Below are 23,595 nucleotides of genomic sequence, written 5' to 3' on the forward strand. Positions count from 1 at the left end.
AGAGATCAAAAAATGAGACATTGCTGCACTATTCAGAGCAATGGCGCAAGGAGAGAGCTTTATGAATAGTATTATCAATAGCATGAATGGCCTTAGTATCGTTATGCTGGTATTGGCTGCGCTAGTCGTCTTTACGGTATACAAAGGCGTATGTATTGTGCCGCAAGGCTACAAATGGGTGGTTCAGCGGCTAGGTAAGTATCAACAAACTTTAGAGCCTGGATTTAGTATCATTATTCCTTTTGTTGATAGGATTGCCTATAAAGTAACGACTAAAGATATCGTCCTTGATATCCCCTCACAAGAAGTCATTACTCGTGATAACGTGGTTATTATTGCCAACGCCGTTGCTTATATTAATATCGTGCGCCCTGATAAAGCGGTTTATGGTATTGAGGATTATGAGTATGGTATTCGTAATTTGGTGCAGACTTCATTGCGTTCTATCATTGGTGAGATGGATTTAGATAATGCCTTATCTAGCCGTGATGAAATTAAAGCCTTGCTTAAACATGCGATTTCAGAAGATATTGCTGATTGGGGTATCACGCTCAAGACAGTAGAGATTCAAGATATTAATCCCTCACAGACCATGCAGGCGTCGATGGAAGAGCAGGCAGCGGCAGAGCGTCTCCGCCGTGCGACAGTGACACGTGCCGATGGTCAAAAGCAGGCTGCTATCTTGGAAGCAGATGGGCGCTTGGAGGCCTCACGCCGCGATGCTGAAGCGCAAGTCGTACTGGCCAAAGGGTCTGAAGAGTCTATTCGTCTTATTACCGCTGCTATGGGCGATGAAGAGATGCCGATTGTCTACTTGCTTGGTGAGCAGTATATCAAGTCGATTCGTCAGTTAGCTGAGTCTGATAACTCAAAAATGGTGGTATTACCTGCTGATATACTAAGTACGGTAAAAGGCATGGTTGGTGATAAACTAAAAGTTTAACCAGTCATGTTTTAACCATATCTAAGACAAAGAACGCCTAAAAATAGTCAGTTAGCTTATTATGCGCTGGCTATTTTTTTGAGTTGTAATTAGTCAAAATTTTCTTCAATCGGTAGCAGGTGTTGTTATTTTAATAATAAAAACTGTTTAAGGGATGCAAAAATGACCAAGCAAAATGTGAATACAGAACTCATCAATATAGATGACTTTTTACAAGGCAGTCCACTACCTTATGTCGTGCTTGATGACTCGCACACCAATGCTGCTTATCCCGAGAACAAGCTTGAGATTCGAGGCGGCGGCTTTGGCTCAGATGCAGCGGCACATCCAACCAATGCCAATCAGTTTTATGTGCTGGCTGATCGAGGCCCTAATGCTGATTTTGAGGGCATTGCAGGTAAGGGTAAGCAATTTTTGGTACCTGATTATACCCCGCGCATTGGGCTGTTTGAGCTACAAGCCGACGGAAGTATTACCAAGATTAAAGAGATACTGCTTAAAGACAGCAGCGGCAAGCCTATTACTGGATTACCAAATCCAAAAGCGTTGGGCGGAACCAATGAAGTCCCTTACGATGTCGACGGACAGCCGATGACTGTGAATCCAAACCTGCCTTTTGATGAGGTAAGTAATCCCATCAGAACGGATATCAAAGGTTTGGATCCTGAAGGCCTTGCTGTACTCACAGATGGCAGCTTTTGGATCAGTGATGAGTATGGGCCGCACTTGGTTCATTATGATGCGGACGGGGTAGAGATTGCACGTATCAATCCGTTTGCAAGTGATGAGCGCAATAACGTGGTCATTGATGGTAAGCGGATTTTATTACCGCCAGAGTTTACTAAGCGTCGTACCAATCGCGGGATGGAAGCGTTAACCATTACTCCTGACCAGACGACACTGGTCGGTATCATGGAGTCTTCCATGGATAATCCTGATCAATCAGGGCGTATGTCTAGTTTGGTGCGGATAGTCACTATCAATTTAGATTCGGGTCACATAGCGCAATATTTGTATCGTCTTGATAAAGCGCAGCATGTGACCTCGGGCATTGTTGCGCTCAACAGTTATGAGTTTTATGTGATTGAGCATGACCGTAAGTTTCCGCTACAAGATAGTTCTGCGCAAAAACTTATCTATAAAATTAATATCGTTAATGCTACTAATGTTGAGACGATTGCTAGCACAGATAGTATCAAGCAAGACGAGGCAGTAGGCTTGACTGTCAACGGACAAACGCTAGAGCAGCTCATTGCAGAGAGTGAAGACAATTGGCAAGTATTTGAAAGCATAAATATTAAACCAGTTAAAAAGACATTGGTAGTCGATGTTCTCGCAACGTTAGACTACCCACATGACAAGCTAGAAGGTCTATGGTTACGCCAAGATGGCTCACTTGGGCTACTCAATGATGATGATTTTGCGCTGACAGACTCAACGATTATCAATTCGAAAAGTACCGTTGAGCAAAAATATCTGGATAGTGAAAAAACCATAGAGGATGCCAATAGGCTATATATCGTCATGCCTACTGAATATAATTAATCCTAAATAAAAAGTATCATTATTATAACGTGCTACTGATATATTTTCCTTGCGTGCTGTGCTTACGCAGACAGAGGCTGCGGGAAATTTACTCCAGTAGCACTGTATGTCTTTATAGAGGAACGACGGTAGACCAGATTGACTTAATTTAAATAACCACCTTTATCATAAACAACAAAAAAGACCTCAGTTTATAAAATTGAGGTCTTTCTCTATCATTAATAGCGGAATTAAGAGGCCTTAAATGACCTTGGAAAAGCGGTTCTTATGCTTTTTATCAAGATATTCATCAAATACCATGGCTACGTTACGACCAAGCAGGCGACCTTTCGGTAATACACGAATACCAGCAGCGTCCATATCGATGAGCTTGTCCTCTTGCATGGCGCCAAGCTGTTGAATTTCCTCAATAAAGTAAGTGATGGCATCGATACCGAATTTTTGGTTGACGTCTTTAAAGTCGATATAGTCGTGACAGAGTAAATTCATAATCACATATTCACGCAAGCGATCTTTGATAGAGGTTTTGATAATTTTTACCGCAGGCATGACAGCAGGATTGCTCTGTGCAGCATCTATATTGGCTTGATAGGCTTGTAGATCGGTATCGTTTTGCAGGATATAGCGGGTATTGGCATTGGCAATTTGACTGATGGATGAGACCCCAAAGCCCAGCAAATCACAGTCGCCCATAATGGTATACCCTTGGAAGTTGCGATGCAGCTTGCCTTCGCGCTGTGCGACAGCCAACTCGTCATCAGGCTTGGCAAAGTGGTCGATACCGATATATTGATAACCCGCTTCGCTCAGCGTATTGATGGTATTACCAAGCATGGTGAGCTTAGCCGCTGGATCTGGCAAGTCTTCATCTTTGATTTGGCGTTGGGCTTTAAATCGTTCAGGCAGATGCGCGTAGTTGAATACTGACAAGCGATCTGGTGACATCTCGATGATGCGGCGTACTGTTTTATCTAAAGTCACAGGTGTCTGATGCGGCAGGCCATAAATTAGATCAAGATTAATAGAATGAAAACCTAAGTCACGTGCCTCGTTGAGTACATTTTCAATAAGCTCCGCTGAATGCACGCGATTGACTGCGATTTGTACGGTCTCGTCTAAATCTTGCACCCCTAAGCTGACTCGGTTAAAGCCAAGATTGCGTAGGATTTTTAACGTCTCATCACCCAGCTCACGTGGGTCGATCTCGATAGAGTAGTCACCTTCGTCTTCAGGTAAAAACTCAAATTGAGTCTGCAAAAACTCCCACAGTTGTACCATCTCTTCATCACTTAGGAAGGTTGGCGTCCCGCCGCCTAAATGTAGCTGCTTAACGAGTGGTTTATCACTACCATCTGACACAGCTAATAAGCGACGCTTATGTTTAATCTCAGCGATTAAATACTGCAAGTAGTCACCTGAGTCGCTGTTCTTTTTGGTAATAATCTTATTACAGGCGCAGTAGTAGCAAAGATGACGACAGAATGGAATGTGAAAATATAAAGATAAAGGAGCGCGAGCTTCGCGATCTTGAAGGATTTTTGTTTCAAGACCCTCTGGCATTGGTGAGAACTCTAAAGCGGTCGGGTAGGAAGTATAGCGCGGCCCCGAACGGTTGTATTTATTGATAATCGCTTCATCAAAAGTAGGTAGCTGCTTACTAGCTAGACTACCACGAGTACTCGCGTAAGGATTGTTGGGCTCGACAACAGGACGGACGGTGGTGGGTTGCTGCTGATTGATCAGACTTTCTGAGTATTCAGTCATACGGTACTCCTGATGTTACCATCTTACTATTTTAAACGCCTATGAGATAAATATTACTAAACACTTGTTATTGTTGGTATTAATATCTAAGTCTCTATCGTCTAATTGGTAATAAGTGATGGTTGAATAGATAGTGTTTAGTATAGCAAATCCTTGTTAATATTGTGGTGGCTGGTGGGTTTTATATAGGGACTATTTATTGATTGTTTTCCAAAAAATGCTTTAGTTTTAGCTGCTCATTTGGAGTTAGCTTATCAGCGATATCTATCCAAAACACTTCCTTTAGCTGCGTCAATACTTCATTTAGGTCTTTTAGAATAGTGCTTTGACTGGGTTTGCCCAGCTGACGACGAGTATATTTGTGGTCCAGTAAACTATGTCTTACACCATCTTCATCAAGCCTTGAAGCCATAAGCCTAGCTTTAAAAGGTGATTTAGGATAAGTGGATATATACCAGCTACCGACAATCATATCTATTTTAATTTGCGGTAATAAATCAAAAACATAGAGCATCTGCCATTCAGACTTAACTTCGCAGCATAAGATATAGCGCTCATAATTTACTTGGCTATGAGGGAGTATCGGGTTCTCAGTTTGATTATCGAAGCTATCATCTTTAATGATTTTATAGAGGCCATGCGGCGTAGTTTGTATTTGTGGCTCGAGTTGATCATTGTCCTTTTGAGTGTCAGCTTTGTAGTTTTCTTGATTATAGGTAAATAGCAAGGGAGCACTGGGCACTAGACCACCGAAACCCACATCAACCAAATAATTTTGTTCATTAACAGTCACCATTAAAGCCATATGAGTGCGAGCGTTACGCGGCTCGAGTTGATTGTTTATAATCACGATGCCAGTAATGATACGCGCCTCATAACCTAAATGACGCAGCAGCGCTAAAAATAAACTATTGAGCTCATAACAATATCCGCCTAAACGTCGCACAACTAACTTGTCATAGATTGTCTCCTCTTCTAAGTCCACTGGTCTATCCAAAATAGTGGTCACGCTTTGAAAAGGATACTGCGTTAAATGTGCCAACTGTAAACGTTTTAAGGTATCTAAATCAGGAGTAATCGATTGATTAATCTCCAACTCTGTAAAACCCAACTGTTTAAGATAATACTTATAATTAATGTCGCTCATGGATACTCCTAGGCTTTTATATTTGAATCGGCTGCCTTATGTTTTAATTTTACCATTCAAGATCTATTTTTATTCTAAATAATAAAGCACACTATTTGCGCACAGTTAATGAATGCTCTATTATCAATATTCCCTCTATTAGGAAACGCTCATGTCGTTTGCCCAAGTCTATACGCGTTCGGTTGTTGGCCTGCACGCGCCAAAGGTTATTATTGAGGTGCATCTGTCACAAGGCTTGCCTGCGCTTACCATTGTAGGTTTACCCGAAGCTGCCGTACGCGAGAGTAAAGACAGAGTGCGCTCAGCGATTCTTAATTCAGGTTTCCAATTTCCCAATCGCCGCTTGACGATTAACTTGGCACCGGCAGACCTGCCAAAAGATGGCGCAAGGCTAGACTTGCCGATTGCCATTGGCATCTTGGCAGCCAGTGGTCAACTAGAGCCAGAAGTACTGTCAGGGTTTGAGTTTATCGGTGAGCTTGCGCTAAATGGCAACCTGCGTCAAGTGACTGGAAGCTTGGCTGTCGCTCGAGCGATAAAAGCAGAGGCATTGGCGTCAAAGGTAGTACAAGCGTCAAAAATCAATGACCAACAACTGAGTAAGCAGGGACAAACAGTGCAGTTAATCGTACCGATAGATAATGGTGCGGAAGCCAGCCGTGTCGAGGGAGTAGGGATATTAGGTGCTCAAAGTCTCAAAGCAGTTTGTGACCATTTACAATCGCTAGCAGACCCAAGCGGAACTTATGAGTGTTTGGAGACTGTCACGCCCAGTCCAATACAGCAGCATGCGGGTTACAAAGTAGATTTAGCGGATGTCAAAGGCCAGCATCATGCTAGGCGCGCCTTAGAGATTGCTGCTGCTGGTGGTCATTCGCTATTATTTACAGGGCCACCCGGTTCGGGCAAGACGTTGATGGCATCGCGGCTACCGACTATCCTGCCTGATTTAAGTGATGAGGATGCATTAGAGGTTGCCAGTACCTACTCGGTGGCAGACAGCGATTATGACTATGGAACACGGCCATTCAGACAAGTCCATCACACCATATCAGCCGTGGCTTTGGTTGGTGGGGGTTGTCAATTCCAACAATTAATGTCATATTCCAAGAATAGATGTCAAAAAACTATCTTTAGCCCCTCCTATTTGCGCAAAGTTATCTTCAAAAAAATAGCTAACTCGCTACCTAGATTCAGCATGCTAGGGGTCGGTTATGTTTGATGCATTATTCAAGGCTAACGGTAAAAAAGTTAAATACATGGGTATGGTAGATATCAAAAGATACTTTAAGATATGCCTAGGAAGTTACTACAACCCAAAGGCTGAGTACATCGTACTATGGTATGGAAAAATATACTATCATCGTAGACGTAAAACGGTTCAAGTGTACCTCTTAAACTCTACTACCAACAAGCAAGTTGTAATTGGAGTATCGATTAAATCGATTTTGAAGTTGCCCATAGGGTCTATTTGGGTTAATGGTATCTGTAATGAAAAGTACGATTTTGAAACATTATATACCACGTTAGATGCATATAACGATAAGCAACAAGAACGCCCAAACCTTACATATACTAATCACTTTGGTATTTCAGTGAATAAAACCGAGTATATTCTTGAGCCTGATAACTATCCAGTTGATGACATTAAAACAGACTCTAATACCAACCTCGTTGTACAAACTGGTAATACTAAAATAGTTATCCCATCGGTTTTGTTTTTTGTTGCACACTATGGGGTATCAAAAGAAATCAATAAAGCTCTAATTAGTTGGCATAAGCAGGAGGTCGAAGAGAGTTTAAATATAAACGATAATTGTGGTGATCTGATCACGATACCTGATCGATGCGTGATTGCCGACGCTGTATTCTTATTTCATTTAAAAACAGACGCTCATACTAAAAGAATGGTTTGGAGCCTTAATAGTAGGATGCTTAGGAATGACAGGCAGTACCACCCCTTGAAGGTCGAGCCTTATCATAAACAAGAGATTCAACTCAAAATAGCAGGCCTGAAGGTTGATGAGCAGACCATACTTTGTACCGAAATTTTAGGCATGTCTATGCCAAAAGGAAATGCCATAGAGTATAGGATAGACAAACCTAGTTTTGCTGCATACGCTGACGGTGCCGCACCACCAACATCAAAAATTAGACCGCTCTATAACACCATTGAGTCTGATGAGATAGTATTAGAAGCCGAAAGAGATGCCAATAATATAATCACTGCTGTGGTCAGACATAGAATAGAGCGGATAGGGGTTATCAGAGAGCTTGTAAAGGGTACGAATACAACTTTAGATGATGTTATAGGTAACTGTAACTCAGACATCATAAGAGTACCTCAAAACGAGCCTGACGCTTTTGCTGACGGTGTAGATGGTAATGCGAATGGCGATATTGGTAGGTTACAAGTTTTAGCAGAGATAGGTGCAGTCCACTCCGTTAAGAATAATTTTGATCGCCTATTACGCTACGCTCAAGAACTGAAGGTTACTTTGGGTTATGCTCCTGTGGTCATAGACTGCGTAAACCTTGCTCACGATCATATATTTATTGGTGAGAAAGTACGTGGTATGCGTAGTAATAAATATAACTCTGATGTGGAGGTGGTATTCGTTATGCGCCTGATTACTAACCTTGGAGTGTTTTACCTATTCGATTGTAAGAAAAAAGGCAGCCAAACCAGCGGTATTGTCATAAAAGTAATGGATGAGGATGTTTTCATAAACGAGGCCATAAGAAAAGTTTTAGGTCAGTTATTTAGAAATAATGGCCGGTTGTCCGATACAAGCTCAATATCTAAATTTGGCACTATTAGATACTTTAAACATACTAACGGTGAGAGTGCTAATTGGGTTAAGAAAGCGATAGATAATTGCTTGAAGAATAAATAAATGTGAGTGCTCGTAAAATGAAACTTAAAATGCGATGGAGTTGCAAGAAAATTATTCGTATGAATAAACTGACGTTTTACTCAGCATTATTGCTAACAGAGATAGCCTGTAAGTCGAGAGTATGATGAATATTATGGTGCAGGTTTTATTAATGTAAACGAGATGTCATGGTCTTTTGAGCACGCTACCCCCTACCCATTCACTGTACCTTACGGCGAAATTTCATGCGGTTATCATCCAAAATTTGGTCGTGAAGTATATTTTGCACCAAAGGGTTTTACGGATGAGTCCTATATCGGCACACCATTGAATAAAGCGGCCACCAGCTCTCTAAAAAGTGGTGATATGCGTTCAAACGTGCCGTATAGCGTTAAAGATAATTTTGATCTTAGTACAGCTATAAGTACAGGTTTAGGTCTATGTAATCAGTATCAAAACCTATTAGACAAGAGGATTTGAATCAGTTTCAGTAGCTCAGTATTTAGGATTGTATTTCAAGTTATTTATAAACCTTAAACTAAATCAAAATTATGTCTATGTTATTAAAATGTAGGTCTAAGAAATATAAGGAGTTTCATTGAATGCCAGTTATGAATGTAATGATCCCGCCACAGCTAAAACAAAGAACCTTAGAGTTCGCACAAAGTATAATATTAGATAATAATCAGTTTGACAGGTTGTTACCAGCCGATATTAGAAGAGCAGACAATTTAGATCTTTCCAATGCTGTGCGAATACAAAGAACTTATGTAGGTAAGTTAGGAGAGGTTGCATTTGCTCAAGCTCTCATTAATAGAGGTGTACAAGTAGACTTTGAACCAATGTTTGAGATATTTCAAGGACAAGATAATGTAGATGGGTTTGATTTTGAAACTGCTAATAATCAAACAGTGGATATAAAAACAGGTTTTAGATCAAATCATAGAAGACTCATGGTAAATCTCTAGCAGCTGAACGAACCTAAAAACTTTTATGTAGGTGTTAAGCTTAACGCCATAGACCCTGATATAAAGCAAAAAGTTATTAACTTGGACAGTATAGAGAGTGCAACAATATACGGCTATGAGACAGAAAACACGCTTTTAAATACTAATAGACCACAGAATTTTGGTGAGGGCGATGCCCGATGGTTGATGTACTCTAATTTAAGAGATATCAATGAGTTGCTAGCTCAATTTTAAACTTCATTGATGTAGTATCGAGCCTTTCCTAAACTTTGTGTAAGTGTGGCTTACGCCGAATTAGGATTATAATAAGCACATCAAGACGAAATCAAGGACCATAGACATGACTACTGGTACGTCAGAACTAAATGCGCAGGATTTTATTGCAGAATTTGGGCGGCATGAGCTTGTAAGCGATTTTAGCGTAGAAGCGATTAACGCTATTTTAAGCCAATATCAGCGTGTGCAAAGCGAAAGTAATGACTCAGCATCTATTGCTTGGGAGCCGCTCTTTAATGACGCCCTAGAGTGGGATGCTTCGGGTGTTGTTTACGAGCTTAGGAGCGAAGTAAAAGAACATACCAGCGAAATCATCAATATGGTCCGTTCTACTGTTATTAGCATTAGTGCTGATGCGAAAGAAAAGTTTGACAGCTTGCAACATGATTTAAACGATGAGGAATTGCTACAATTTTTACAATCTGAGTTGATGAAGTCGCCCGATTATTTTAATGAGGTTGCGGCCATTCTAGCTCGTGAAAACGATTTCACAAAACTTGATAACGGCAATTATCTCATTTTAGGTGCTTATTGATTTTTGGTTGCTATTAAAGGTTTTCACTTGAGAGAGACGTAATTTTTTACTTATACAGTATACCCAGACTAGGCTGACTTACTAGGTTTGGGAAAGGCTCGTAGTATCGATAAGCATCCTTATCAATACTACATATCTAGCGTAAAGCATTTTTAACGGTCTCTAACAATTTATCAATTTCACTAGGGTTAGGTTTGTTTTTGACCGTCATTAAGTGTTTAATATCAACCAAAACGCCTAAAACAAGCTCATGAGGCTTATTATTTTTCTTCCATTCTGATTTAGCGATACCGACTGCTAAGTAGTTAGCGGTCGTATTAAATAAGTGATGATCATTTCTAAATGGCATCAAAAAAGCATTGTAGACCTCGCTCTCGTCTTTATGATTATTATATATATGCTCTCCATACGTTATTTGCTTATTGATAGAGGATGAATGAGGTAAGTGAGAGCCTAATGCGGTTTCACCATATCTATAGTATAGTCAGTTCAAAATAAAATTGTTATGGTTAGGACAAACATCATAAAACAACTTGGATAAGTCATTTTCCAACCAGCCTTGGCGTAGAAACTTTACCTGAGCCCATTTTTTCTCGATAGGGTTCAGATCAGGGCTGTACGGCGGTAGCCAAAGAATACGATGACCGTGCCTGTTCAGTAGCTTTTGAATGCGTTTATTCTTATGAAATCTGGCATTATCCATGACAATCACGCATTTGGTTTTAAGACTTGGGATTAGCTTGTGTTTGCACCAGTCGTAGAATATGCTGCTGTTAATGTTGTGCTTAAAGTAATCTAGGGCAAACAGCATCTTTTCATATAGAGCACCGATAACGTTGGTTCGCTTTTTACCTTGCCAGTTGTAACTATCGATACAGGGTTTACCAATCGGTGCATAACCATGAGAGCGAATGGTCTCGTGCTCAAAGCCGCTTTCATCCATATAGACGATGGGATAGCCTTGTTGTTTAAAGTTATCAAGCTTACTGTGGTATATCGCTCTTTTGATCGGACAGGCTTTTGGGTGTTCTAAGGTCTTTTTTTGACTGATGCCAAGTCGCTTTAGGGCATGATAAATGCCTGTTTTACTACAGTTTAGACGACGAGCTCGCTCATACTGGTAATCATCGGGATGTTCTTGAACATCATTAAGTAGCACATCATCTGGTATTTTATAGGGTTTGGTTTGCCTGGTTGTTTTGCTATGAACACGTCTCTTCCAGTTTTGTATGGTGGTTGGGCTGGGTTATAGAATTTAGCTGCCTCGGCAAAGGTCATACCCTCGTCTAAGCTTTTTAGTACTTGTTTGCGAAAATCTAGTGAGTAAGTCATGGTCTTTATAATAACAATTGAATTTGATAGTTAGTTTATAACACTTTTAGGTGGGATTGACTATATTTTGCATCTAAAACAATAATATCATCTGCTTTTAGGATGGTATCAGGCTGTAGGGCGCTATTGTTTTTGCCATAACTAAAGAATAGTTCCCATGTAGCCCTAGGGAAATAAATATCTTTATTTTTTATTCCAAAAATACTATCTATTAACCTCTCCCAAACATATTCAAACCTAGTTGTACCGAAGTTAAAACTCTGTTCTTGCTGTGATGTTTTATCTAAAAATAAAATTATATCAAGCATATTTTGAATGAGTCTTTTGTCTCTGTCTTTATGAGTGGTAGCTAGTTTTTCTCTCAACACAGATAAGAACAAGTTTTTATTGAACGTGATTGTTGGTTTTGGAGGTAGGCTGTACTTGTACAACCAACCTAATTTTAAAAAACTTTCATAAACACAGTACTTGCTTATTTCAGTGATTAAGTTTCTATCCGTTTCATTATGCTTTTTAACCTGCATATTAAGGTAAACGACACCGTTTTTTTGCATTATTGGACGTTCATGACGTATGGTACGATTCCAATTTACTCTACCACTATTACTACTTATGTATATTTCATCTTGTTCTACATAATAGCCACCTCTGTCAAGATAGTCATACATGACATCTATATACGCCTGTATAGGAAACGTGTAGTTTGTAGCAGTAGAGGTGTTATCTTGGTTGAGCGAGGCTGACTCGTGATCTTCATAAGTGTGAAGCGTTGAGACTAGAGTTAATATATCATTTCTAACCGTTTCATTATCTTCGCCAATCCGATATCCTAACGGAAATGTAATAGCAATATCGAAACTTGAATCATGTTCATTCCAATTAAATTTTATACCTACAAACTCGTCACCATCTGTATTTGTAGCGTTCCTACAAATTGCTGACAAGTTTCTGTCTATCGTTTGGTGTCCTTCGTTTAACATAACAAATTTACTCAGAAGGCATTAACAGTAGTGTCTTGATATCTGAATTAAAGATATCTAATCTATCATCTGCAATAGAGTTATTAAAACCCTTTATTATTTCATCCAAGCTTTGATAGTTGTTGTTGAATAAGTCGTCTCGGCTCAATTTAAAAGCGTCATCCCATAAGTACTTTAATACCTTCTCAGCGAACCTACTGTTGCTACCGTTCAACCCTATTTCTAACAGTTCCTTTTTAATAAAGTATGCCCCCAATCTTTTGTCTTCTGACGATATTACTGATCGCCTACTAGACAAAATCTGATTATTAACAACCGTGTTAAAACGACCCCAAGATACTGTGGTATCTAAGATAGGCTTATCTTTAAAATTACAATTTTCAATATCATTTTCTATCATTTGCATCTGCCAACGTCTTTGGAATGCTGTATCAAGCGTAAAAACATTTTGGTCAGCGGTGTTCATAGTTGCTAATATAGTCAAGTTTGATGGCAAACGTACTGTCCAATCCTTTGAGCCATAAACCTCTTCTGATATATAAGGGTTAGAAATTGTATATTCACTAATGCCATTAGAATCCCTGTCTAATAGTTGAAAAACCTCACCAAATATAGCAGGTGCATTACCTCGATTTATTTCTTCGATTATTAAATAGTAATGCTCATTAGGGTTTGTATGTGCTTTTTTTAAGATTCTCGTAAACGCACCAGCGGTAAATTTATACTCGACAACTCCATTTTCAAGAGAGGGTAGGATTTGTCCAATAAAATCAGTATTCATATAGTCGGGATGAAAGACAATCCTCTCAAACCTTTGTTCATCATCACAATAGTTTTTAGATATAAAGTGACTTTTTCCTACTCCAGGAACACCATATAATATGATGTTATCGCCCTTTTTATCACTTGAACTCTCTGCACCTGATAAGTTTTGTTTAGCAACCACTGTTGCAGGATCAACTGAGAGTAAGTCTGTATTAAAGTTAGGTAGTTCAAACAGGCTAGTTTTACTACAAAGAAAGTCGATATATTCTGTAGTATCAAATACTTGAGGGTTTTGTTCGAAAGCGAAAACCTTTAAGGCCACTTCACTAATTTTCTCAGGAAGCAGTGTTATGTAATGAGAGTCGATGAGAAGGGTAGGAAGTTGTTTTAGCGCTTGGATTAGCCTATTATCAAACTTATTACCTAAATTCTCAAATTCAGTAATAGTAGACTCATCCTCTCTTAATAGCTTTATTAGCAAAAGCGTATCTAAATACTGATTAAAACTCTCAGTAGTCACCACTAAATATTTATATTCGCTTATTGATATGCGATAGTTACCTTGACTAAGACCTAGCTCAATTAAAATTTTGTACAATAGCATTGCTGGGTAAAGTCGATACTCAGAACGAATGTCGTCAGATTGTTCGTCTATTTTGGAGCTAACAAACATTTTCTCAATTTGTCTTTGGATTATATTTGCGTATAGATGAGTTTTTTCGAAATCACCTAAACATCTATCATTGATCTCTTCAAAGACCTCAGTTATTTCTGCATTTTCGTAACCATTTTTATAGCTACCAGTTGAAGAGTCAAATTCAAGCTTTATTAACCCAAAAAATGCTGCAACCCTCAATGCTCTATAGTTTGTAGAAAAATTAACATCAGGTTTGGCTGACCTCAACACCTGCGTTTGTTCACTAACAAATTCTGCTATATTGCCTCTGTAGCCTTCTTCTTTATACCTTTTCAGTAAAAACACTAGATAGCAAATCAAACCGAACTCTGTAGGTTGCTTTACCAAATACCAGCATTGTAGGTTATCCAGCTCCGCAAGTTTCGTTAGCTTCCTCTGTAGCAGCTCGTTCATAATTAACACTCTGACTTAAAACAATTTGAGCAAAATTAGCCCAATAAAAGGACATTTTTGGTGGCACAGCATTTCCTATCTGCTTACAGACAGAAGTTTTGTTGCCAACAAAAATAAAGTTATCAGGAAAACTCTGTATTCTAGCAGCTTCTCTAGGGGATAGGGTTCTATTTTCAGTAGGATGGATAAACCTACCACCAGCAGGTGTATCGAAACGTGTTGTTATAGTTGGTGCTACCTCATCCCAGCATAACCTACCGTAAGCACCACTATGAACAGATTTAATCGTTTCATCAAGGCTAGTAAAATTCTCGCCATTGCCTATTTTACGCATTCGCTCAACTGCTTTTTCTGAGTGATTTGTTTTTATATGATTAGATATGATTGCAGTTGTTGATGACAAGTATTTTTCGTAGCTTGTAGTGGCCTTTGGGTTATTGACAAATCCATCGACACTTACAGTAGGTAGATTCGCAATAGCGTCTTTGATGTTTACTTTATCAAAGAACCGTTCATTGCTTTGAAGTATTTTTTGTTTAGTGTCTAGCAATAAAGCGTCAAAATCAATTTCATTGTCCTTAATACCTACAATGAACAGTCTTTCTCTCTTCTGAGGGATGCCTAACTCAATGCCCTTTAATATCTTGTAATAAACGTGATATTGCTCACCGTCCATAATTTCTTTATCTGATAAAGCAGTGATAATCTCTCTAAAGATTTCACCTTTTTGCATGGTCATCATGCCTTTAACATTCTCCATGATAAATATTTTAGGCTTAACTGTCTTAACAATATTCAAAAAATGCTTAAAAAGATAATTTCGTGGATCTTCAACGAAATCCTTTCTTATTCTAGCTCCTGCTGTAGAAAAGCCTTGGCAAGGGCACCCACCTATAACGATATCAGCCTCACCTTCAAAGAAATGTTTGTTGTTATCAATATTTGCAATATCATCTACAATCATGTTTGTTTGTGGATGGTTTTCTGAATAGGTTTTTGCTATTTCAGCATCAAACTCGACTGCCTTAGTGATTTCAAACCCATTTTGGATAAAGCCTAAAGAAAGACCACCACAACCTGCGAACAAATCAATTACTTTCATCTTACTTCCCCTCACCAACTCTGTATTTATAAGCAAATGATTTAACGTATTCGCTTTCCTTCTCAGGAAGGTTGTATAACGAATTAATAAAGTCATCTATGTCATGAATTTCGTCTAAGCATAATTTATGCTTGTACTCATGACTTGTCTGTTTAGTGCCAACAAACTTCTTAGTTTCCTCAAGTTTGCTCTCTAAAGATTTAGCAAGTTCTATGCATCGAGCGTAATCCTCTTCTTTGAGGCTACTAGGTACTTTAAAACCATCTAACTCTTTATTGGTTATGTGCCAACAGTCTGAAACACACACCCAATGCCACCAAAATAAAGATGAGTTAAGTATGCAAAATGCTAAGCTTGCCTCCTCTACAGTTTGACAACCGTATTTCTTGTATTCACCGCTATCATGTTTTCTTAAAAAGGCCTTCATCCAAAAGGTAGCTCTCATATTTAAGTAAACAGGAACATTGCCACTAGAGAGAAGGTTTTTGAGGTTTGAAACACAGTTATCTTTGTTAGCTGAAACAGATTCGTATATATGAACATCTAGTTTATTGCCTAGTTTTGGAATAAAATTAGAGTGGTTATACTCATTTTTAATAACTTCAATTTCATTAAACAAGGCTGGTCTTTCATGACTGTACCAGTAGTTGTATTGGCTTGTATGAATAGACACAGCATCAGACTTTCTTGCGATTACAATGCACAGTTTCTGATGAACACCAGTAAAAAGGCAGTCAGGGCGATCAGCATAGCTCAATATATACTGATTCGGCATTAGCTCTAACAGCATATCTCGTATTTTCTTCATTCTAGGCGTAGAAATATAAGAAATTGGAATAACAAAACCAAACGCACCATTTTTGTGCAATGATTTGGCACTATTTAACAATATATTTGCATAAATATTGCCAAACTTTTCAGTCAAATCACCCTGATATTTAGAGTCCTCTACAAATGGGGGATTCCCAAGTACTAGGTCATATTCAATATTCGGCTCTACACTTACAAAATCGTAATTATCATAGTTATCGCTAATTGCTTTAAATATACCTTTGACTGCGCTAACACCAAATTTCTCTAAAATAACCAAAAATATTCTTAGTTTTACCACTAGGGTTGATTCAGGGTTTATGTCATTTCCGTAAATAGTTTTTGCGATTTTGTGTATTTTAGCTCTTGTCAAAGGCAACAATTTATTTTCAGCTAAGTCATATTTTAGAGTTAACGTATTTATAAGAAACTCGCCTGTACCACAAGTCGGATCGTAGCAAGTTTTTTTGAAACAAAAGTCTTTAGCATCCACTTCCTCTAATGAGGTGTCACTTAGATTCTTAGGAGTTAGTATTCCATATAACTCTTTAACGGTATTGCATACAATAAAACTTACTAAATCTATAGGCGTGTAATAAACACCTTTTTTCTTTCTAATACTTTGTTTTTCATTAATCACAGACAAACGACGTTGTACAGTAGGATAGTCAATTGTCGCATCATTCAAATCATTACTTGTCAAATAGCTAGGTTCAATCAACGTAGCTAATTCTAAAAACAAGGCTTTTCTTTCTCTCTCATTGTACTTTCCATATATGTGGTTAGATACAAGAGTATATAACTCGGCTTTCATTAATGTTTTCCTATTACAATTTATACGGCAATGTACAATATTACCTAATGTTACAAATAGAAGCATATATGAAGCAATTAAAATAATCAATGTTTATTACGTGTCTACTACAAATACTATGAATTTTTAACGTGATATCAAGGAGATGGTAGGATGTATTCGTCACCTTTAAGTTTTACTAAAAACGCACTCTCCTTTTCAACAGTCAAGTCTTGTTTTTTCAAAGATACTAGGGTCTTTAAGTCAATATTTACACCATGAAAATACATCATCGATAGCTGTATCCACATCAGTTCATCCTTGTCCGATAACGGTTTAGGTTGGTCATAAAGTATCATCATTTTCTGTTCAATCTCTTTCTTTTTGAGCTTTTGAATATCATCCTTGTTAGGCTTATTGCAAGCCAAGTTCAAACCGTAACTTTTGTTCAAAAAAGCGATGAAACCGTATAATGCGCTGTACTGACCGTGCTTAACTAGCAAATACCCATCCAATTGTTCCTGACTTGGCGTATGCGAGCCTTCGATGTCGTATTTAGTACATAGGTCTATTGCAGGCTGCAAGGCTAATCTGACGGATTTAAGCGAGGTTTTACCCATAAGCAGTTTTTGCTCTAAATATTGATGATATTCAATGATGCAACGAGGCACTTTACCGTCAAGTTTAGCCAGCAAGTTAACAATGCGCTCTTCCTCTGCAATCTGATCTTTAATCTTAGGATCTACCACAACTTGCTTAGTTTTAATCAGCCACCGCAGTACCGTGAGGTACTCACGTAGTCCATTTGGCTTGAACTCATGTACCAGTGATTCATAACAGGGTATCTTGCCCCATAGCTCATCACAGTGAATAAAGAAATTGATGAAATGGGTATGTTTAAGAGTGGCGGTCTTGCTACCAAGCTCGGCCTTGAACCATATTGTAAAAGCAGTATAAGCTTGTCTCATCAGATCGGACGATAAAAGGTAGGAGTTAGTCCTTGTCTCAAGTTCTAATCTTTGTGACCAGTAACAGTCATCACATCTTTTACCCATACCCGCAGGCATAAGCTTATCGCAACTCTCGCAGGGGATCTCACCTAAGTCATGGCATTTTTGACACGCCATATCTTCCTCAGTATCAACAAGCTCTCTATACTTGTGACATCGAGGGCATGCCGCTCTAAAGTGTCCTTGATAGCAGGTGACACACACCGCCTGATCATGAGATAGTTTAGCGTAGCGACTAACGCCTCTTTTAAACTTACCGCACTCAAAGCATTTCTTTTCAGCCTTAAAGTAGCCCTGATAGCATATCTGACAGACTCGTCCATACTCCGTATTAGCTCCATTTTTAACCGCCGCGCCTCCACAACGAATGCAGGGTTGACTCATACGACAAAACCTACAGACGGCAAAGTCCTCTTTTTTATGCAGACGATTTATCTCGCCGCACTGACTACAAGGCTTTTTAACAAACCATATCCGATAACAATTGGCGCAATAGGTATCATCTTTATAGCGTCTTTTTATCTCAACGTTTTTATTACCGCAGGAGTTGCATCGATGTTTAGTCCTCTCTATGCTTGTCATAACTTTCTCTCATCTGCATCTTGCGCTTAAGTCTATTCCATGCCGTCATTACCGCCTTGGGTGAGGCGGGTTGTATATCCTCTGATTGTGCTTTGTATTGCCGCGTAGGTACTCTATGGAGCTGATCGCATACCTCGCTAAAGGCTTTAGGTATAACCGTGTACTTTGACCACTGGAAACTATTTTGGGTAATATTAAGAGCTAAGCAAGCCTTGATCCACTCATCACCGTCAACTTGCAATAGGTAGTAGGCGCACTCAAGCAGTACCGCTCGTTCCTCTATCGGCAAATAATCAAATCTGAGTGCCGTTTTGGGTAGTGATAAAGCGCTAGTATCAATCTCTAGTACAGTCAGTAGCTTGCCGAACATATAGTTGGGATTGTGCAGACCTCGCCTGACTAGATTTATTAAAAATAGCAGGTATTCAAGCCACTGAGCCATACTGACCACTTGCCCCAAAACAATGCCTTGCTTACTGAAAAAGGCCTGATCAGCAAGCAATTGAAACTTATCAAGCGCAGCGCTTGGCGTTATATCTGATATAGCTTTATCTATCTTATAAAGACAGGAATGACAGCGATTGATGAACTGCTGCTCTGGACTTAAAAGCTGGGGCTGATAAGGCTGATTGCAGTACCCACAATCTACCTGCAAGAATGTCTTATGCTTAGTGCAGCAGACAGACCATGTAAAGCGCCATTGCAACTTAAGGTAAGCCTCTTTATCATCGCTCATGCAGTCAGGACAAAAGGGATAACCTAGCCTTGAATAGCGGTTGCGTTTTGATAAGGGTGCTGTCCAAAGTAGAGGTTTTTTGTTGTCTGATGTAACTGACGTATCATCCAAGAAATCGATCAATATTTGATTATCAAAAGTATCGATGTTGTGACCTGCTAGAGTTGCAATATCAGATCTGATTTGCTCATCGATATGATCAAAACCTTTATCAACGTCATACGTCCAAATACGGTACTTAGGCCAGTAGTAGTAGGTAAAGGTCAAAGGACTACATCCGTGCCTAAGCGCGGCGCGTACTAGCCAAGATGTTAAGCTCTCACCGTATAGAAAAGGTGTGGCAAAAGTCAGTGGTTTTACCCAATAATTCTGCGTAGTCCTTTGGTTGGTTTTAGACATGACTTGCCCCTGATACTTTCAACAGTGATTTCTTCTTCACCTGACTCAATGGCGTTAATAGCGCAATCGTTAATTAAACGCTTAACATCGCCAAGGTTGCCTGTACTAATGCTATAGATTAAATTGACCTTTTCAGTCTCAATGAGTTTAGACGGCTTTTTAAGTGGTAAAATCTTCTCAAAACTACCAACCAGACGTTTAAACTCTTTATCATTTGACCATAAAGAAAGCTCAGCGACATCAAAGCGGCTAGCGTGTTGTGGATCGGTATGTAAGATACGAATAGCGTCTTTAGTACCACAAAGCACGATAGGCATAAGCAACTCATTACATAGAAATTTGATCACATTCATGATAGCTCTTTGCTGTCTAGCTGTACCTGTAAGCATTGAATGGACTTCATCAATAATGAGCATTTTGACGTTGGTGTGTCTAAAGGCATTAACAACTTGGTATCTCAATTTATTGGCAGCATCAGTTGGTCTGTATGGCAGCATAAACGCCTCAATAATAGAGATGTACAAATCCTTTTCACTGGCAGTTGGGGGCGCTTGAATTTTGACTATAGGTATTACCAATGTCTCATCAACCGTATAGTTTTCTCCAAATTTGTCATAGAAACGATTTATGATTGTGGTCTTGCCGTTGTTGGAATCCCCAATAAGTAATAGGTTTGGCATACGATGTTGCTTTACATGATTCATCAGCCCTTGCATAACATCGATAACCTGATTAGCGGTGTTATAACCTACCCATCGTGGAGAATGGATAAATTCAATCCTCTCTTTATCGGGTAGATGAGCGATATGCCTAAACTTCTCATGAATATGGGTGTATAAAGATTCGCTCATCAGTCAATATCCTCAAAATATAAGTCGTCATCAGACTCATCAAGTTCTGTCTCTACCTTGTTGTTTAAAATCCTAGTCGATTCTGGCAACGTGTCTAATATATCCACCTCTTCACTTTCATCTGGTTTCAACTTGCCATACATTATTTGCGATTTAGTATGAAATTTTTTACTCTGCTCACTTCTAAGAACCTTTTTAGTCGTATTTTTAGACTCTTCAACTAGGGTCTGCATATCTTGCAATGCTTGATAGATCAATGCTTCGTTAACAGTTCCTGATTCCTGTTTAACTTGCCTATAAACTCTCCTGTACTCCCAAAGGCTAATTGGTGGTAACACTTGATTTGCTAGCGGTACAGAAAAGTATTGTAGTAATTCAGGGTCGTAAAACCATATTCTAGTAATATCCCTTGGATCTCGCCTAAATATAAACTTAGTTTTAATACCATTACCATCAGTATGATTAATGAAGTTGTTTAAGCAAGCATCGTAGTATTGCAAGCCATCTATTGTTGCTCCATTTCTTTGAATAGTACGCTCAACACTTGGCATAAAATCCAGTACCAGTGTATGACGGTCTGATGGAATTGATGGCAATCCAACACCGCTCTCAAACCCATCACCAAATATACCTATGCGCCATTGCTCTTTAGGGCTGCGCTCAATACCTGAGTGTATGCTTTCGTGATAATCCATCGTGACATAGGTAAGGAACCATTTTTCAAACTCTTGCAAGGTTAAACTGGCATGTTTTTCAGAGTTGTATTCGTCTTTTTCTTTAATATTAGAGAAGGTAGTGCCCGGCAATTCATGTACACGTTTCATTATAGTGCCAATTAATCGTTCAATATGACCACCATACTCAGGTCTTGCTACTGGCCTAAATTCAAGATTGATACCATGAAAGGCGCAAGACTTCTGCAAACTCTCAGCTCTAAAATCAGAACCATTATCGACGTGGATTTTTTTAGGCATACCAAAGACATCCCATTTCACATCGGATAATCCAAACTCAAGCAACAGCTCATCTTTTGGTAAAATACTTCGTGAGATGCACATACTAACCGAAGTAACAGAGGGCGCATCTAGTGAAATATAATAGCCTGTAACCATGCGACTATAGACATCAATAGCCACTGTAATGAATGGTCTACCAATAGGTCTTCTATGCTTATCATCAACCAGTATCAAGTCTACTGGTGTGTGGTCTATCTGAATAACACTGAGAGGGTAGTTTGCGTCAGGAAACTGACCTGCTTTAGCGGTGAATTTTTGTTTTGCACGTTTTCTCTGACCACGACCGCGCAATAAGTCTTTCTCTTTGATTTCTTTGATACGGTTACGGATAGTGTTCTTACTAGGTTTTTCAATAAACGTCTAATTAACAATCCTTAGCAAAAAAGCCCTTTCACTAATGCCATTGACTTGCTATCTTGCCTCGCCACTCTTGTATTGCCAAACACTTCTATTTTAAATAATCATTGATGACTTCGTTAATAAGGTTTTCTGTCTCATCATTTAGACGTTTAGCCCCTTTTCTCCAACCTCTTTTTTGATCAATTAAAGATCCAATTGAGCCTGTCGATTGATAAGCGTCAACCCATCGTCTAAGAGTACGACTAGAAACCCCAACTTCCTTAGCTCTTCTCTCATAACCCTGTTCACCTCGATAGTTGTCTTTGCCATACCAGTCGTCCTCCATAATGAGCGGGGTGATAGCTAAGTACTTCTTTTGAGCTTCTTGCCATTCATCATCGCCAATATCATTAAGATCGATGACAACAGAAGTATTTGCACCGTCTATCACGTTATCGAAGTCATGGATTGATAAAACTTGATTTCTCAGTGTTTGCAAGTTTTTAAACACGGCTTGATTTAGATCATCAAGGTACTCGATAAGCTGGTACTCATCATCATCGGTTTTATTACGATAAATACCGCCAAGCACCATTTGAATATGGTTACGGCTATATTTACTGCTAGTGTCGAAGTGGGAACTCATCCTTAGTCCTATTGGTTCGGTTACGATTTCAGTGTTCAACATGCCAGACCTCCATTTGTGGGTCTTTAACGTCATCCCAAATATCAAACCCGATTTTCTTATTTGCCATTAAGTGCCAAACCAGAGCCTGTCCATCAGGTCGGTAAAGCTTAGATTTAAAGTATCTCTCTAAGATGTAGTCAACATTAGTGATGCCACGTTGCTTAATATCAGCGAGTATTACTTCAACTTCTTCGTTGGTAACTCTTATGGTTTCATAAGTCCTCAGAAAGTTGATATTATCAAGAGCCTCATGCCTAATCCTATCTTCATCGAATATGATGAATCTGATACCTTTTTCCTTACAATATCGTTTAGCTGCCTTCCATTTGTCAGACCAATCACGCCAGTTTAGTTGCCACTCTTGTTTTGGTTTAACTTCTGCAATAAACGACTTACCCGATTCGGCATCTAACTCTACATAGTAATCAGGCGTATAACGATAGGTTCTACCGTTTTTATTAAAAGGTATCTTTACAGGTTGAGGGGTAATGTTTTTAACATCTTCCCGAAAAGCATGATAAATAATAAAGTCTCTTTCTAAAGTCGACTCGTAAGCAAGCGGCTTTTTCTTGTAAGAAATGACACCTGAAACACTCCGTCTTGTCGGTTTTATTTTACGAGCTTGATGTTTGAACATTATGACACCTATTTCTGGTAATTTGTAAGAATCTGACACTTATTACTGGTAATGTTTGACATTTAATCTAGGTGATAATTGGATGTAGATAAAGAAATGATGTCTAATTATGACACTTATTGTTGGAGTTGACAGGGGTTCACGTCCCAAACCTGGTGAGATTACCCTTGCAAATAAGGGCGTTTTGTTTCTCGATGAATTACCTGAGTTTGATCGTACAGTATTAGAAGTATTGCGTCAGCCGCTTGAGGCCAAGCAAATAACCATTAGCCGTGCCAACTCGCAGATGACATTTCCAGCGAACTTTCAATTGGTGGCGGCGATGAATCCTTGCCCTTGTGGCTATGATGGTGATGGATCAGGGCGCTGTCGCTGACAACTACAAAAATAATCGATAACTATAAATATAAG

General features: G+C 39.1%; 20 protein-coding genes and 3 pseudogenes. 8 read left to right on the top strand and 15 right to left on the bottom strand.

Annotated elements, in window-relative coordinates; translation table 11 throughout:
- Positions 1-82 precede the first annotated feature (82 nt).
- Both JMY01_RS13090 and JMY01_RS13095 read left to right on the top strand, forming a co-directional pair.
- Positions 83-943, top strand: a complete 861-nt coding sequence (locus tag JMY01_RS13090) for an SPFH domain-containing protein (protein WP_201577690.1) — start codon at positions 83-85, stop codon at positions 941-943.
- A gap of 162 nt (positions 944-1,105) precedes the next feature.
- Positions 1,106-2,488: an esterase-like activity of phytase family protein gene (locus JMY01_RS13095; protein WP_201576577.1), complete on the top strand. Its 1,383-nt coding sequence runs from the start codon at positions 1,106-1,108 to the stop codon at positions 2,486-2,488.
- A gap of 240 nt (positions 2,489-2,728) precedes the next feature.
- On the opposite strand, the gene hemN is transcribed toward JMY01_RS13095, so the two are convergent.
- Together hemN and JMY01_RS13105 are read right to left on the bottom strand one after the other, a co-directional pair.
- A complete protein-coding gene (gene hemN / locus JMY01_RS13100) occupies positions 2,729-4,252 on the bottom strand; it encodes an oxygen-independent coproporphyrinogen III oxidase (protein ID WP_201576579.1) in 1,524 nt (507 codons plus the stop codon).
- A 196-nt stretch (positions 4,253-4,448) separates the two neighbouring features.
- Positions 4,449-5,399: an arylamine N-acetyltransferase gene (locus JMY01_RS13105; protein ID WP_201576580.1), complete on the bottom strand. Its 951-nt coding sequence runs from the start codon at positions 5,397-5,399 to the stop codon at positions 4,449-4,451.
- Between the two features lie 151 nt (positions 5,400-5,550).
- Here JMY01_RS13105 and JMY01_RS13110 point away from each other — a divergent pair.
- The 5 genes and pseudogenes from JMY01_RS13110 to JMY01_RS13130 all read left to right on the top strand — a co-directional run.
- Positions 5,551-6,477 (top strand): annotated as a pseudogene (locus tag JMY01_RS13110) (YifB family Mg chelatase-like AAA ATPase); the annotation flags it as partial.
- A 136-nt stretch (positions 6,478-6,613) separates the two neighbouring features.
- The gene (locus tag JMY01_RS13115; protein WP_201576582.1) at positions 6,614-8,296 is read left to right on the top strand and encodes a hypothetical protein; all 1,683 of its coding nucleotides are present in this window, start codon (positions 6,614-6,616) and stop codon (positions 8,294-8,296) included.
- Positions 8,297-8,458: 162 nt separating this feature from the next.
- Positions 8,459-8,755 carry a hypothetical protein gene (locus JMY01_RS13120; RefSeq protein WP_201576588.1) on the top strand — a complete coding sequence of 99 codons (297 nt, stop codon included), beginning with the start codon at positions 8,459-8,461 and terminating at the stop codon, positions 8,753-8,755.
- Positions 8,756-8,877: 122 nt separating this feature from the next.
- Positions 8,878-9,243, top strand: coding sequence for a hypothetical protein (locus JMY01_RS13125; protein WP_201576589.1), 366 nt, complete (start codon positions 8,878-8,880; stop codon positions 9,241-9,243).
- 340 nt (positions 9,244-9,583) lie between these two features.
- The gene (locus JMY01_RS13130; RefSeq protein ID WP_201576590.1) at positions 9,584-10,054 is read left to right on the top strand and encodes a hypothetical protein; all 471 of its coding nucleotides are present in this window, start codon (positions 9,584-9,586) and stop codon (positions 10,052-10,054) included.
- Positions 10,055-10,190: 136 nt separating this feature from the next.
- On the opposite strand, the gene JMY01_RS13135 is transcribed toward JMY01_RS13130, so the two are convergent.
- The 13 genes and pseudogenes from JMY01_RS13135 to JMY01_RS13190 form a co-directional block, all read right to left on the bottom strand.
- Positions 10,191-10,403, bottom strand: coding sequence for a hypothetical protein (locus JMY01_RS13135; protein ID WP_201576595.1), 213 nt, complete (start codon positions 10,401-10,403; stop codon positions 10,191-10,193).
- A 135-nt stretch (positions 10,404-10,538) separates the two neighbouring features.
- Positions 10,539-11,132, bottom strand: coding sequence for an IS630 family transposase (locus JMY01_RS13140; RefSeq protein WP_374220380.1), 594 nt, complete (start codon positions 11,130-11,132; stop codon positions 10,539-10,541).
- 9 nt (positions 11,133-11,141) lie between these two features.
- Positions 11,142-11,285 (bottom strand): annotated as a pseudogene (locus JMY01_RS14485) (transposase); the annotation flags it as partial.
- A gap of 136 nt (positions 11,286-11,421) precedes the next feature.
- Positions 11,422-12,366, bottom strand: coding sequence for an LlaJI family restriction endonuclease (locus JMY01_RS13145; RefSeq protein WP_201576602.1), 945 nt, complete (start codon positions 12,364-12,366; stop codon positions 11,422-11,424).
- Between the two features lie 7 nt (positions 12,367-12,373).
- Entirely contained in the window at positions 12,374-14,221 is a 1,848-nt protein-coding gene (locus JMY01_RS13150) for an McrB family protein (protein ID WP_201576619.1), read from the bottom strand.
- Complete coding sequence (locus tag JMY01_RS13155; RefSeq protein WP_201576622.1) at positions 14,172-15,323, bottom strand: DNA cytosine methyltransferase; 1,152 nt, start codon at positions 15,321-15,323, stop codon at positions 14,172-14,174. Before JMY01_RS13155 ends, JMY01_RS13150 begins: the two co-directional genes overlap by 50 nt.
- Before the next feature lies 1 nt (position 15,324).
- Positions 15,325-16,947, bottom strand: a complete 1,623-nt coding sequence (locus JMY01_RS13160; protein ID WP_201576631.1) for an N-6 DNA methylase — start codon at positions 16,945-16,947, stop codon at positions 15,325-15,327.
- 137 nt (positions 16,948-17,084) lie between these two features.
- Positions 17,085-18,320, bottom strand: coding sequence for a hypothetical protein (locus JMY01_RS13165; protein ID WP_201576633.1), 1,236 nt, complete (start codon positions 18,318-18,320; stop codon positions 17,085-17,087).
- A gap of 175 nt (positions 18,321-18,495) precedes the next feature.
- The gene (locus JMY01_RS13170; RefSeq protein ID WP_201576635.1) at positions 18,496-19,653 is read right to left on the bottom strand and encodes a TniQ family protein; all 1,158 of its coding nucleotides are present in this window, start codon (positions 19,651-19,653) and stop codon (positions 18,496-18,498) included.
- A complete protein-coding gene (locus tag JMY01_RS13175) occupies positions 19,611-20,504 on the bottom strand; it encodes a TniB family NTP-binding protein (RefSeq protein WP_201576637.1) in 894 nt (297 codons plus the stop codon). Before JMY01_RS13175 ends, JMY01_RS13170 begins: the two co-directional genes overlap by 43 nt.
- Positions 20,504-21,811 carry a Mu transposase C-terminal domain-containing protein gene (locus tag JMY01_RS13180; RefSeq protein ID WP_201576640.1) on the bottom strand — a complete coding sequence of 436 codons (1,308 nt, stop codon included), beginning with the start codon at positions 21,809-21,811 and terminating at the stop codon, positions 20,504-20,506. Before JMY01_RS13180 ends, JMY01_RS13175 begins: the two co-directional genes overlap by 1 nt.
- Before the next feature lie 157 nt (positions 21,812-21,968).
- Positions 21,969-22,505, bottom strand: a complete 537-nt coding sequence (locus JMY01_RS13185) for a helix-turn-helix domain-containing protein (protein WP_201576643.1) — start codon at positions 22,503-22,505, stop codon at positions 21,969-21,971.
- Positions 22,506-22,533: 28 nt separating this feature from the next.
- Positions 22,534-23,184, bottom strand: coding sequence for a TnsA endonuclease N-terminal domain-containing protein (locus tag JMY01_RS13190; protein WP_201576652.1), 651 nt, complete (start codon positions 23,182-23,184; stop codon positions 22,534-22,536).
- A gap of 127 nt (positions 23,185-23,311) precedes the next feature.
- Here JMY01_RS13190 and JMY01_RS13195 point away from each other — a divergent pair.
- Positions 23,312-23,557, top strand: a pseudogene (locus JMY01_RS13195) (ATP-binding protein); the annotation flags it as partial.
- Positions 23,558-23,595 lie beyond the last annotated feature (38 nt).

The organism is Psychrobacter sp. H8-1 (assembly GCF_904846575.1).
GTDB classification, from domain to species: Bacteria; Pseudomonadota; Gammaproteobacteria; order Pseudomonadales; family Moraxellaceae; genus Psychrobacter; species Psychrobacter fulvigenes.